At 52.1% G+C, this 13,237-nt stretch carries 13 protein-coding genes; 7 read left to right on the top strand and 6 right to left on the bottom strand.

Going from position 1 to position 13,237, the window contains the following annotated elements:
• Nucleotides 1-135 precede the first annotated feature (135 nt).
• The 4 genes from ACZ5FK_RS12375 (at nucleotide 136) to ACZ5FK_RS12390 (ending at nucleotide 3,402) form a co-directional block, all read left to right on the top strand.
• Nucleotides 136-1,311 carry an MFS transporter gene (locus ACZ5FK_RS12375; RefSeq protein ID WP_464805193.1) on the top strand — a complete coding sequence of 392 codons (1,176 nt, stop codon included), beginning with the start codon at nucleotides 136-138 and terminating at the stop codon, nucleotides 1,309-1,311.
• Nucleotides 1,312-1,376: 65 nt separating this feature from the next.
• Nucleotides 1,377-1,814 carry a cell wall hydrolase gene (locus tag ACZ5FK_RS12380; protein ID WP_464805194.1) on the top strand — a complete coding sequence of 146 codons (438 nt, stop codon included), beginning with the start codon at nucleotides 1,377-1,379 and terminating at the stop codon, nucleotides 1,812-1,814.
• Nucleotides 1,815-2,313: 499 nt separating this feature from the next.
• On the top strand, nucleotides 2,314-2,865 hold the full coding sequence (locus tag ACZ5FK_RS12385) for a DUF4256 domain-containing protein (protein ID WP_464805195.1): 552 nt from the start codon (nucleotides 2,314-2,316) through the stop codon (nucleotides 2,863-2,865).
• A gap of 39 nt (nucleotides 2,866-2,904) precedes the next feature.
• Complete coding sequence (locus ACZ5FK_RS12390; RefSeq protein WP_464805196.1) at nucleotides 2,905-3,402, top strand: lysozyme inhibitor LprI family protein; 498 nt, start codon at nucleotides 2,905-2,907, stop codon at nucleotides 3,400-3,402.
• 260 nt (nucleotides 3,403-3,662) lie between these two features.
• Here the strand turns inward: ACZ5FK_RS12390 and ACZ5FK_RS12395 are convergent, their stop codons facing one another.
• The 4 genes from ACZ5FK_RS12395 to ACZ5FK_RS12410 form a co-directional block, all read right to left on the bottom strand.
• Nucleotides 3,663-4,121: a DUF305 domain-containing protein gene (locus tag ACZ5FK_RS12395; RefSeq protein WP_464805197.1), complete on the bottom strand. Its 459-nt coding sequence runs from the start codon at nucleotides 4,119-4,121 to the stop codon at nucleotides 3,663-3,665.
• A gap of 112 nt (nucleotides 4,122-4,233) precedes the next feature.
• Nucleotides 4,234-5,748, bottom strand: coding sequence for a multicopper oxidase family protein (locus tag ACZ5FK_RS12400; protein WP_464805198.1), 1,515 nt, complete (start codon nucleotides 5,746-5,748; stop codon nucleotides 4,234-4,236).
• Nucleotides 5,749-5,881: 133 nt separating this feature from the next.
• Nucleotides 5,882-6,580 carry a response regulator transcription factor gene (locus ACZ5FK_RS12405; RefSeq protein ID WP_464805199.1) on the bottom strand — a complete coding sequence of 233 codons (699 nt, stop codon included), beginning with the start codon at nucleotides 6,578-6,580 and terminating at the stop codon, nucleotides 5,882-5,884.
• A 2-nt stretch (nucleotides 6,581-6,582) separates the two neighbouring features.
• A complete protein-coding gene (locus ACZ5FK_RS12410; RefSeq protein ID WP_464805200.1) occupies nucleotides 6,583-7,953 on the bottom strand; it encodes a HAMP domain-containing sensor histidine kinase in 1,371 nt (456 codons plus the stop codon).
• 183 nt (nucleotides 7,954-8,136) lie between these two features.
• Here ACZ5FK_RS12410 and ACZ5FK_RS12415 point away from each other — a divergent pair, with 183 nt between their 5' ends.
• The 3 genes from ACZ5FK_RS12415 (at nucleotide 8,137) to ACZ5FK_RS12425 (ending at nucleotide 11,499) form a co-directional block, all read left to right on the top strand.
• On the top strand, nucleotides 8,137-9,783 hold the full coding sequence (locus ACZ5FK_RS12415) for a catalase (protein ID WP_464805201.1): 1,647 nt from the start codon (nucleotides 8,137-8,139) through the stop codon (nucleotides 9,781-9,783).
• A complete protein-coding gene (locus tag ACZ5FK_RS12420; RefSeq protein WP_464805202.1) occupies nucleotides 9,780-9,923 on the top strand; it encodes a hypothetical protein in 144 nt (47 codons plus the stop codon). The genes ACZ5FK_RS12415 and ACZ5FK_RS12420 overlap by 4 nt, the downstream gene beginning before the upstream one ends.
• Before the next feature lie 277 nt (nucleotides 9,924-10,200).
• Nucleotides 10,201-11,499 carry a polysaccharide deacetylase family protein gene (locus tag ACZ5FK_RS12425; protein WP_464805203.1) on the top strand — a complete coding sequence of 433 codons (1,299 nt, stop codon included), beginning with the start codon at nucleotides 10,201-10,203 and terminating at the stop codon, nucleotides 11,497-11,499.
• 63 nt (nucleotides 11,500-11,562) lie between these two features.
• Here ACZ5FK_RS12425 and ACZ5FK_RS12430 read toward each other — a convergent pair whose 3' ends face one another.
• Nucleotides 11,563-12,171, bottom strand: a complete 609-nt coding sequence (locus ACZ5FK_RS12430) for an exosporium glycoprotein BclB-related protein (protein ID WP_464805204.1) — start codon at nucleotides 12,169-12,171, stop codon at nucleotides 11,563-11,565.
• Between the two features lie 136 nt (nucleotides 12,172-12,307).
• Entirely contained in the window at nucleotides 12,308-13,192 is an 885-nt protein-coding gene (locus ACZ5FK_RS12435; protein WP_464805205.1) for a fructose bisphosphate aldolase, read from the bottom strand.
• Nucleotides 13,193-13,237 lie beyond the last annotated feature (45 nt).

A 13,237-nucleotide genomic window follows, 5' to 3' on the forward strand; every position in this document is an offset into this window, starting at 1 on the left:
GACAGCCAGCTACCGCTTATACTTGGTTTCTATCTGCCAGAGGTCTTTTCTTATCAAGAAGTTTAGTATATATGGCAAAAGGATAATACATACAACATCGCGGAAAATGATATATAAAAGGGAGGGCTTATACGGATGGAAGACACACAAAAACACGGCTTTTCCTGGCCGCTGTTCATTTTAATGGCAGGCGTTACGTTTATGGCAATCTTATCAGAGTTAATGCCCTCGGGTGTGTTGCCTGAGATGGCAAAGGGATTTGATATTTCCGAATCGAAAGCAGGGGGATTTGTAGGGCAATATGCCATTGCCAGTGCCTTGCTGGGGCTTCCGATCGTTACAGCAACTGTCGGGTGGGACCGCAAAAAGCTATTGATGATCTTATTAGCCGGTTTCGCTGTTGCTAATATCGCTTTGGGCTTCGTTACGAATTATTGGCTTGCTGTGGCGGCCCGGATCTTAGGCGGGATCTGTGCGGGTACGCTATGGCCGATGATATCCGCGTATGGAATGAGTTTGGTGCCGAAAGAGGAACGGGGAAAGGCGGTTACTGTCATTATGGCAGGAACGACAGTCGGGATGAGTGTCGGCTTGCCCGTCATGACGTGGATCGGCACCACTTTCAGTTTCCACATTGAATTTATGACGATGGGTGCCTTTGTTGTCGTCATGGCGATCTTATGCCAAATCTTTTTGCCCCATGTAGCGGGTGAAAAGCATTCAAAGTCCAATTCGCCATTTACAATGCTGAAGAACAAAGGCGTCTTAATGGTCATTCTTCTGACCCTTTTGGCGGTTGTGGCAAACTATGGAGTGTACACGTATATTACAAACCTAGTCAGCACGATTGACTATCCAGGCATCAGTTTAGCGCAGATCTTATTCGGTGTCGGGTCGATTTTATCCGTTCTATATGCTGGGTATTTGATCGACAAACACTTGCAAATCGTCTGTGTTACCATGCTGGCTTCTACCGGAATTGCGATGGCCATCTTCTACTGGGTTGACGTGACGTTCTTGCACCACGTTTCCTTTATCCTTTGGGGCATCGGGTTTGGGGCGTTAGTGAGCCTGTTCCAGACGGCGGTGACGCACCAAGTTTCCAAAGGGACGGCTGTTGCGACTTCTCTTCAATCGTCTGCATTTAACTTTTCGATTATGATCGGCAGTACGGCAGGCGGCTGGTTGTTAGCGAACGGGTCATCGAAGCCGATCGTGATGATGGCGCTGATTTTGTTAGTCATTGGGGTTGTCATCTCCATATTTTCTAAGAAGACTTTGGGTGATGCTAAAAATGCTTCCTCCAATTAAGTGATGGGAGCCCGCAATTCATCATTTTACAGCACCTCACATATTCTATAGATGGAGGTGGAAGAGTGCCTAGAGTGAAGTACCGGAATTCGGATGTCGACCTGATGGCACGGATGATGCGGGCCGAGGCGGAAGGCGAAGGGAAGCAGGGCATGCTGTATGTCGGCAATGTCATTGTGAACCGGGCGCTTGCGGATTGCTTGGATTTTGCGGATGTCCGGACGATCAACGACGTGATCTTCCAAGTGCAAGGAAACAATTATTCGTTCGAGGCAGTGCAGAAAGGGAACTTGTTTTATCAGCGGGCGAGGGAAACGGAGAAACGTTTGGCCAGACAGAACCTCGACTACTGGCGGGTCCATCCCGCGAAATATGCTCTGTGGTATTTCAATCCATATGCGCCGTGCCCGCCGACATGGTATGGGCAGCCGTTTACAGGACAATATAAGAAACATTGTTTCTATGAGCCGCAGGCAGGAACGTGCGCGAGTGTGTATAGTTGAGTGCGGTGAGCGGGCAGCTGACCGGCGTGGGTGGTTTGTAAAGAGGCGTTCAGTTGATGTAAATGGGCGTTGGAATTGATAAACGGTCGTTCAGTTGAAGTAAACGGGCGTTCGAAACGATAAACGGTCGTTCAGTCGATGTAAAAGGGCGTTCGGAATGATAAACGGTCGTTCAGCCGATGTAAACGGGCGTTCGAGACGATAAACGGTCGTTCAGCCGATGTAAACGGTCGTTCGAAACGATAAACGGTCGTTCAGTCGATGTAAACGGTCGTTCGGAATGATAAACGGTCGTTCAGCCGATACAAACAGGCGTTGGAATTGATAAACGGTCGTTCGCGGCGCCATTCCATATCAACTCAAGAAACTTCTCGTAAGCGGATGCAGCTTAGGGGAAGTTTTTTGATTTCCAGAAAGGATTTGCAGCTGACCCGGGCGGTGCTGGAAGGTTGTATGGTATTGTAGAAGCAGAAAAAAGGATAGTTGAAGGAGGAAGGTCATGGAGATGGGACATGAGGAACGCGAAGGGCTTCTCGCCACTTTGAAGGAGCGGTTTGAAGGGAATATGCAGCGGCATCCCGGCATCCAGTGGAAAGGCGTGCTGGATAAGCTGGAGACGCAGCCGGCCAAGCTGTGGTCGCTTCGCGAGATGGAACGGACGGGCGGCGAGCCGGATGTCATCGGCATCAGCAGGGAGACGGGTGCCTATCTGTTCTGCGACTGCTCGGCGGAAAGTCCGGATGGCCGCAGGAGTGTGTGCTATGACCGGAAGGCGCTTGATGCGCGGAAGAAGAATAAGCCTTTGACAAGCGCGATGGATTTGGCAGAAGAAATGGGCATCGAGCTGCTTACAGAAGAGCAGTATCGGCAGTTGCAGACGCTCGGGGAATTCGACCGGAAAACGTCGAGCTGGGTGGAGACGCCTGCTGCGATCCGGGAGCTGGGCGGCGCCCTCTTCTGCGACCGGCGCTATGACACGGTGTTTGTCTATCATAATGGAGCGGATTCCTATTATGCAGCGCGCGGTTTCCGCGGCTTGCTGCGTGTGTAAGGGATTTTGCAATTAATCAACAAGAAGAGGTGCTGCATCATGAGAAAAAGTCTTCTATTGCTGATCGTGTCGCTTGGCCTGATGCTGGCGGCGTGTGGAAATGGCAAAAATGAGAAACCGGAAATGCCGGCGGATGATGAATACGAAGATGCGTCCGTCTCAGGAAATGAGGATGCAGAGGAAGAGTTGAGCAAGGCTGACTACCTCAAGAAGCTCAATGATATGGAAGAAGAGGATCGTCTCGAAGATACCGGCACCACGACGGTGGATATGGAAGAGCAGGCGTCCGCGCGTTTCGAAAAGTGGGATACGGAATTGAACAGGATTTATGGAGCGCTTGAGAAGCAGCTCGATGCCGATGCATTTGCGGCGCTGAAAGAGGAGCAGCTCGCCTGGATTGCGGAGCGCGATCAGAAAGCGGATGAGGCATCCGCGAAGTATGAGGGCGGCACGATGAAACCGCTCGAGTATATCACGACCAAGGCGAATTTGACGAAAGAGCGCTGTTATGAATTGGTGAATGAGTATATGAAGTGATGCTGGTCTGCAAGCTGGCTGGATTCAGCAATCTGGCTGCGGAAGTAAGCAATGGCTGTGCTGAAATAAGCAATCGCTCTTCGAAAGTAAGCAACCAGCACGGTGAAGTAAGCAATCGCCATGCGAAAGTGCGCAACCAGCCGGCCGGAGTAAGCAATCATGACGCGAAAGTAAGCAATCTCCGTATACTTTAGAAATTGTGCTGCCTGTGACAGCCGCCTTTCCCCCGGGAAGGCGGCCTTTGTAAGTAAGCATGCAGCTTATTCTTTCGTCTTCAACTCCTCGATCAGCCGCTTCATCTCCGCAATCTCCTTTTTCTGCGTCTCAATGATGCCATCCGCCAGTTTGCGGACACGTTCATCCTTGATCTGTGCGCGTTCGCTCGTCAAGATGGCAATGGAATGGTGGGGGATCATCGCCCGCATATAGGATACATCATCGACAGTCGTCTGACTTCTTACGAGGAAAAGGGAGAGGCAGAAGACAACGACAGCGCCTGCCAGGATACCGATATTCGCCTTCCAGTTCTTTAGCATATGACGCATGAAGAGCAGCATGATGACCGTCATCGATGCACCCATCAAGAGTGACATGTAGGCTCTGGTTTCACTGAAAAATACATGGTCCAGTTCGTATGTATTCAAATACATGAAGGCGAACATGATGATGGTAGACGTAAGAATCATGAGCGCAAAGCGTGTGTATGGTTTCATTTTCATTTCCATCCTCCTCGTAGTTATTCTTTATCTGTATTCCCGTAATATATGCAGATAGTTTGCAGAATCCATGACAAAAAACCGGCGTGTGCATAGTGCCACGCCGGATGTTGTATTACCTTGTCACTTCAATCTGTCCCATCATCCCATTGTCTTCGTGCTCAAGGATGTGGCAATGATACATATAGATGCCTTCTTCGGGGAATGCGACGAGCAGCCTGACCCGTTCGCCGGGTTCGATGAGGACGCTGTCTTTTAGGCCTTGCTCGTTTACAGGCGTCTCTTTCCCGTCACGTGATATCACTTTGAACTGCGTGCCGTGGATATGGAACGGATGGATCATGCCGCCCATCATATCGGGCTTATTATGGACTTCCCATACTTCAGGAACGCCTTTCTTCTGGGTCAGATCAATCCGGCCGGGATCGAATTTCTTTCCGTTGATCGTCACATGCTCCATCATGCCGAACAGCTCGATGTTTTTCGTCACAGGCAATGATTTCTCTTCATTCGTTACAAACGGGGTGCCGGAACCGGTCTGTGCAGAATGGCTTGCCGCCTTGTCTTGCAGCTTCAACTCAAATGGCAGAAGAACGCTTCCGTGGCTGTCGACAATCGAGACAGGCTCGTCGCCCATCTTGGAAAAGTCGATCAGAATTTCCGCCCTTTCGGAAGGGGACAGGGTCAGCTTATCCATTTCAGCCGGTTTGTTCAGCATGCCGCCGTCTGACGCGATTTGCGTGAAGCTCGCCCCGTTGCTGAGTGAGAATGTGTAATTTCTGGCGTTTGCACCATTCAGAATCCGAAAACGCATAAGCGGTTTTGCCACGGTCAGCTTTGGATTCAGTGTCCCGTTGACGAGCGAGATATCCCCGATGGTTCCGTCGCTATTCATCAGCTGGTCATAGGCGAGTTGATGGTCCGCATTGAACAGCCGGTCTTGGAAGATGAGCGGTATGTCATTGACGCCATAGTCAGCAGGGAGGCCCATGGACTCTTCGCTTGGGTCAATATACAACATGCCGGCAAGCCCTTTGAATACTTGGCGGGCGGTTGCTTTGTGCGGATGCGGATGATACCAGAGCGTGGCGGCTGGCTGGTTCGCCTGCAAGGTGACGATTTTACTTTCACCCGGCTTGATTTCCTGATGCGGCCCGCCGTCAGCCGAACCCGGTATTTCGAGTCCGTGCCAGTGGAATGTGGTCGGTTCGGATAACGCGTTCCGCACTTTCACGTTGACGGTTTCGCCCTCTTGCAGTCTCAAGGTCGGACCTAGCAGGTTTCCATTGTACCCGAATGTCGCGGTCGCCTGGCCATCGAAAAATTCCACGGTCCCTTCCTCTGCCACGACTTCATAATCAAAGTCCTTGTCCTCCTGTTTTTGAAGTATTGGCGGAATGGCAAGTTCCTGTGTTCCTTCCGAGTTTTGAAGCGGCGCGATATTGTCGTGATCCATATGACCAACCATCTGTCCTGTATGATGATTCATCTGCCCTTCCATCTGCCCTCCGCTATGTCCCATCTTCCCGTGGTTCATGCCGTGTCCTTCCTGGGGCTGCTCGGCGCCTGTCGGTGAGCAGCCTGCGAGCAACAGAACGAGAGCAGTTCCAATCCATCTATTTCGAGTCAATGTATTCTCTCCAATCTACTGATGTTTGTTTCAGGATACCAATCGACTATCGAGAAACGATGCAGTGAAGTTGACAGTTTGATTGCAAATGAAAAAGACAAGCCCTTTCGAAGAGGGCTTGCCGGTAGTTTTCCTATGAATGATGATTCCATACCTGGCCATTCCATTTGTAGCCGATTCCCCAGACGGTCTGCAGATGCTCATCGACCGGAAAACCGGCAGAGCGGAGTTTGTCCCGTACATTCCGGATATGGGAGTCGATCGTCCGATCCTCGGTGCCTGCCGCATGGCCCCAGATGGAGTGAAGCAGCAGCTCCCTTGAAAAGACCCGGTTTTGTTGCTGCAATAAAAGGCCGATGAGTGAAAATTCCTTAGGTGTCATCTGGATGGGTTTTCCCGAGTAGGTCAGCAAGAAGGAATCAGGGTTCCAAAGCAGTCCTTTGAAGGAGATGACGTTGCTTTGAGGCCTGCCGGAGCGCCTGAAAATCGTCTCGATCCTGGCAAGCAGTTCATCTTCGTCAAACGGTTTGGTAATATAATCATCCGCTCCGCTTCGAAGCCCGGTAACAATATCCGATTTGTCCGTGCGGGCCGTCAGCATGATGATGGGGAGATCCGAAAATTCCCGGATCCGCCTGCACGTTTCCCACCCGTCCATATAGGGCATCATGACATCCAATATGATCAGGTCGCATGTTCCGCCGTCCTGCAAAAAACGGAGCGCCTCATGGCCTGAAGCGGCAGGCACACAATTATAGCCGGCCGGTATCAGCATTAACGTGAGCAAATTACGCATCCGTTCTTCATCATCCACCACTAATACGGTAGTCATGGTCAATCATCCCCCTGTCCTGTTGTAATCGTGAAGACGGTCCCTTCGCCAAGCCGGCTTCTGACGGAGATGCCCCACTGATGTGCTTCAATCAGTTCATGCACGATGGAAAGGCCCAGTCCGACGCCGCCCAGCTCCCTGGAGCGTGATTTGTCGACTCTGTAGAATCGCTCGAACAGATAAGGCAGATCCGCACCTGGGATCCCTTTGCCTTCATCCTGGATACAAATTTCAACAGCCGTTTCCGTTTGCCGGGCTGTGATGGCTGTGAGTGTCCCTGCTGGCGAATAAATCCGGGCGTTTTCCAGCAGATTTATGATCATTTGCTCGAAGCGGACGGGATCAGCATCGATGCGGATGCCAGCGGGACAGTGCAGCTCCAGCCGCTTGTTTTCCTGCGAGAAGGCGGGCAGCACTTTCTGCTGTATGCTTTCTAACGAATCTGCAAGACGAAAGCATTCTCTTTGGATGGAGAATGTATTCCGGTCTAACTGGGCCAGCTGCATCAGTTCCGTCACAAGCCGGGTCAGTTTCGCCGTCTCTTCTGTGATGATCTGCAAATATTCCATCCGCTCAGCCTCGCCAAGATTATCCCGTTTGGCAATTTCGGCGTATCCTTTGATATAGGTTAACGGGGTGCGGAGTTCATGCGAGATGCTTGCCAGAAATTCACTCCGTTCATTCTTTACATGCATCAATTCATCCGCCAGGGACTGGATGGATCCTGAAAGTTCTCCCAGTTCATCATGCCCTGAATTCCGTAATTGGATGGAAAAGTTCCCGTGGCTTAACTCTTTGGTCGCTTCCTTCATTTTAATAAGCGGCCTGGTGATAATCCGCGAGAGTAATAAGATGATGAGGGCAGTCATGGCGGCTGTCGTGATTCCGGCGATCAGGAAGTGGCGGTTCAGCTGCGCAATCAAATGTTTCAATTGCTTGGTGTCCTGGAACATATAGACAACCCCCGTCTCATCGCCAGCATCAAACGGCGTGGCGGCGGCAATGAAAGAGCCGGATTTCCAATTATCTTCGATGACTTCTCCGTTACGAGATATTTTTTGAGAGGACGATAGTACGCGCTCGATGTTATCTGTCAGCTTTCTGGAAGAGATGAGCACCTCCCCGCCGCTATCGATAATTACGACCATCGTATCTGTTTTAGCCTCCATCAGTGCAATATGGTGGATGGTTTCTTCGTTATAATAGGTTTCCAGGACATCACGGTGGTTATTACCGCGTGTCACAAGAGCGGAGAGCTGTTCGTCGATCCGCGTCTGTGTGATCTTTTGATGCAGCAGAAAGAACAGGCACACTTCCATCGTGAAAATCAGACAGAAGAACAGCAGGCCGATCTTAATCGAAATCTTTTTCAAACATCTCACCACCTGGTTTCTAGTGTACCTGAAGAATATCAAGAACTGATGCAGAAGGTTCTGTTATCCCACATATCAATTTTTGTTTTTCGGCGCGGGAATAAGGGTAGGCTATTTATATTGACGACTGCCAATTTTGAATTGGCGGACAACCAATAGACTACTGCAGGGAGGGAATTTTCTTTGAATGAAAAGGACAAGAATGTGCAAAAGGGGCAGGACGAGCAGCGCGAGACATTGACGACGCGCCAAGGGCATCCGGTGACGGACAATCAGAACATCCGGACGATCGGAGACCGCGGCCCGGCGACGCTTGAGAACTATCATTTCATCGAGAAGATCTCGCACTTCGACCGCGAAGAGATTCCGGAGCGGATCGTGCACGCACGCGGCGCCGGCGCGCATGGCTATTTTGAGACATACGGAAAAGTCGGGGATGAGCCGGTGGAGAAGTATACCCGGGCGAAAGTGTTCCAAGGTGAAGGGAAGCGGACGCCGCTGCTTGTGCGTTTCTCGACGGTCGGCGGCGCAAAGGATTCGCCGGAGACTGCCCGTGACCCGCGCGGTTTCGCGGTGAAGATGTATACCGAAGACGGCAACTGGGATCTGGTCGGCAATAACCTCAAGATCTTTTTTATCCGTGATGCGATGAAGTTCCCGGATATGATCCATGCGTTCAAGGCGGATCCGGCCTCGAACGTGCCGCACCCGCAGCGGATGTTCGACTTCGTGTCGCGCTCGCCGGAAGCGACGCATATGATCACGTTCCTGTTCTCGCCATGGGGCATCCCGGCGACGTACCGCCATATGCAGGGCTCGGGCGTGAACACGTACAAATGGGTGAATGATAAAGGCGAAGCGGTGCTCGTGAAGTATCACTGGGAGCCGAAGCAGGGCATCCGGAATTTGACGCAGGAAGAGGCCGACCAGATCCAGGCGAAGAACGTCGGGCATGCGACGCAGGATCTGTATGAAGCGATCGAGCGCGGCGAGTATCCGGAGTGGGAGCTGTTCGTCCAGATCATGGAGGACGACTACCATGAGGAACTCGACTTCGATCCGCTTGACGACACGAAACTGTGGCCGGAGGATAAGTTCCCATGGCTGCCGGTCGGACGGATGGTGCTTGACCGGAATCCTGTGGACTTCCACGCGGAGATCGAGCAGGCCGCATTCGGAACGGGCGTCCTCGTCGATGGCATGGACTTCTCGGACGATAAGATGCTGCAGGGCCGGACGTTCTCCTATTCGGATACGCAGCGCTATCGGATCGGATCGAACTATCTGCAATTGCCGGCAAACGCGCCGAAGACAAAGGTCCGCACAAACCAGATGCGCGGCCAGATGGACCACCGTGACCCGAACGAAGCGGGCAGCAATCCGCATATCAACTATGAACCGTCCATGATCGGCGGCCTCGAGGAAGCACCGAAAGGAGAGCGGCCTCAGCACCGCCCGACCTTCAACGCAGCGGCGATGAGCGCGCCGATTGACCGGCCGAACAACTACGGGCAGGCCGGCAACACGTACCGCAGCTTCGAGGACTGGGAACGCGACGAGTTGATCAACAACCTGTCCGAAGCGCTCGCCGTCTGTGATAAGCGCATCCAGGACGCGATGGTCGAACACTTTACGAAAGCCGACGAAGACTACGGCCGGCGCGTGAAGGAAGGCATCGAGCAGAAGATGCAGGAGAACGAGAAAATGGCGGACGAGGAATACTTGCCGGGCCGCGAATCCGGCAAGACGAAATTCGGCCTCGGCACGCCGAAAGCGTCCGATGCCGTGGAAGATGCAGTCGACAAGAGCAACGAAGCAGATCCGTATTGATCGAAATAGACAACGGTATCACCCGCCCGCATGGCCAAGGCTGTGCGGGTGTTTTTCCGTGGATTGCGGCGCTGGAAGTAAGCAATAGCATGATAAAAGTGAGCAACGCGGCGCTGAAAGTGAGCAATGATAAGGCCTAAATAAGCAATGGCCGGCTGAAGTAAGCAACGACAGCCGCGAAATGAGCAATCCGCTGCTAAAAGTAAGCAATGAGGATGGCGGGCTCTTGTCGCCTGCGAGAACGAATGCGTTCGCGGCGGGTCGTCCCGCTGGCATGCTTCCTTTCTTCCGCGATGAATGCCTCCTGACCATTTAAAAGGTCCGCGAATGTGCGTCTTTCATTCTACGAAAATGGTTTGAAACTTTTTCAGGAAACCTCCGTCTGTAGGTTGCTTAGTTGACAGTGGAGGGGAAACCATGAGGGATACATATAAAGGAAGACGGCTGACGGTTATGGTTCTTTTGATGGGATGCGCGGTGTTTGTGCTGATGAGCGGGCCGGCTGGACTGCCGATGACGGGATGGGGAGGCAAGGCATTTGCGCAATTCATCCAGGGAGATCCGTTTGTAAGGAAGGTGAAAGTGGAAAAAGTGCTGACGCTGGAGGAGCGCCAGCCGATCTATATGAAGGCGGAGGGGTTTGTGCCGATCGGGATGCTTGAGGCGGGACAGCCTGTTGCATTGACGGGTGAGGATGAACAGTATTATGAGATCCGTTTCGGAAAGATGGCGGCGTTCATTCCAAAAGGCCATGGCACGATTGCGGCATCGAAGCTCTCCGTGTCGACCCATTCGGAGCGGCTGGCCGCTGTGAAAACGGTGCAGAAGACCAGGGTGTTTGAGCGTGCGAATATGCAGAGCGATCCAGTGGCGGAGCTTGCGGAAGGCTTCCGGTATCCGGTCGTCCATGAGACGGATGATTGGTATGTGATCAAGATCGGAGAACGGCCGGGGTATATCCACAAGCCGTCCGTTGTGCGGGATGAAGGGCTTCCAGTTCTTGTCTACCATCATATTTTGCCCCGCGAGATGATGACGACAACGGCCAGCACCGTTTCGCTGGAATCGTTCGAGCTGCAGATGAAGTATTTGGCGGATGAGGGATTCACCGCGCTGACGGCAGATGAGCTCTACGATTATTTGGAAGGACGGATTGTCGTGACGAGCCGGGCGGTGCTGCTGACGTTTGACGATGGCTTATTGTCATCGAAAGAATACGCCTATCCTTTATTGAAACAGTACGGCTTCACGGCGCTTCAGCATATCATTTCGTCCCGCACGGACCGCGCGAATGGCGAGCAGGTCTTTAACGGAGAGGGGCCGCTGCAATTTTTGACGAGGGAAGAGATGAAGGAGATGCGGGATGTGTTCCAGTACGAGGCGCATACGCACGAACTGCATACCTTGGAAGAGACGAAAGACGGCAGCCATGCCGGTGTAGCGCTGTCGCTTTCCGAGGAGGCCATCCGGGAGGATCTTCAGCAGAACAAGGCGGCTGTCCCTTCTGCCATCACCGTCGCTTATCCCTTCGGCCATTATACGGAAGCGTTTGTAGAAGCAGCGAAGAAATCAGGATTGCTGATCGGCTTCACGACGGTCGAAGGCTATGCAAACATGGAGTTGTCCAATTATGATGTATGCCGGTTCGGGATGACGGAGAAGAAGACGTTCGAGGAATTTGCGGCGTATGTGGATGGGAAGATGACTTGGCAATAAAGCCGTTTTTTCACTTGGAAGCAGAAAGGCGCCAAGCTGTTCAATTGGCACCTTTCCTGGTGATTATCTAATCGTGATGCCTGCACTGACTCTTCCTCGAAGATTTCCAGATTGAATAGCTCCTACTTCTCTAACAAAAAACACCATCAGCAAGCGATCGCCTGGCTGCACGGGAACTGGCTCAAAGCTGCTGTTTTCGCCATGGAAAGTGGCGCCAGCGGGAATGTTGCCGGTTAAGGGGGTCAAGTCCACGGAAGCAGCAGTTTCGAAAAACCTTGTACTTCCGGGTGCTGCTTTGTATATTCGAGCTGACACGATGAATACCCGGGTCCCCAAATTAAAACCGTTCGGTTCAGTGTAGGAGGCAGCAATAGCTGAAATATGACCTCGTCGGGACACGGAAAACGCCTCATCAAATCCGCTGGAAACATCGATCGGGCTAAATAAAGGGCCAGTTTTGTCGTAAGCACTTCCGAAGGCGACTAACGTATAATTGACAGGGACGCCGACAGCGTTTGTGTTCATATTGACGAGTGTTGTTCCTGATGCATATGGAATCATTGCCCCTGTATCGGTCGGCTCCGGAATATAGTGACAGTCCAGATAATGGTGTGAGCAGCAGTCGTATGTTCTTTGGCATGGAGTATAACTTATTGCATGATATCTATTCAAATTCATACCTCCTTTCTGTACATTTACTAGTACTATATTCAAGCTAGCCACAGAGAGAATGGACAAACAGTCTAGATGTGTTTGAAACGAAAGAAACCCCTCTCTTGCCAAATTTGGCTAGAGAGGGGTTTCGGCGTTAAATAGAAGCTTCGTAGATCGACTTCACTGCGGCCTTCAATGTTTCATTGAAATCCTCGTCGGACTGGTCCGCGCGCAGGTCCTGGCTGAGGGCGCGGGAGAAGCTGGCGATGAGGCCGTCGTTCTCTTTCAGTTTCCGGTTTGCTTCGTCAGTAGAATAGCCGCCGGAGAGGGCGACGACGCGGACGACGCGCGGATGGTCGATCAATTCCTTGTATTGGTTCGCTTTGGTCGGGATTGTCAGTTTGAGCATGACGTTCTGATCTTCGCTGAGCGCGTCGAGATGCTTCAGGATTTCATCTTTCAGCAAGTCCTCGCACTTCTCTTTGTCCTTGCTGTGAATATCAACTTCCGGCTCGATGATCGGCACGAGGCCTGCCGCCAGGATCTGTTTGCCGATGTCGAATTGCTGGTCGACGACGTCCCGGATGCCTTCCTCGTTCGCTTCTTTGATGACGGAGCGCATCTTCGTGCCGAAGATATGGCGTTCGTTTGCGTGGCGCAGGGTTTCATCGAGGTCTCCGATCGGTTTCATGAGCTGGACGCCGTTCTTCTCATCCGCGAGCCCCTTGTCGACTTTCAGAAACGGAACGATTCCCTTTTTTTCAGCGAGATAATCCGCTGTGTACATACCGTCGATTTCGCGGTCCATCGTCTGTTCGAACAGGATGGCGCCGATGATGGAATCGGAATCGAATGCAGGGGACGTGATGATCCGCGTCCGCATCTCATGGACGAGGTCGAACATCTTGTCCTCGCCTTCATATGAATCTTCGGAAATGCCATAGGCCGCCAGCGCTTTCGGCGTGCTGCCGCCGCTTTGGTCCAGCGCTGCGATAAATCCTTTGCCGTTCTTCACTTTGTCGAATTGCTGTTGGTTCATGTAAATCCACTCCTTCTGTGTGAATGAAAGGCGGATAGCCGCCCG

Source organism: Sporosarcina sp. GTC18466 (assembly GCF_055389225.1).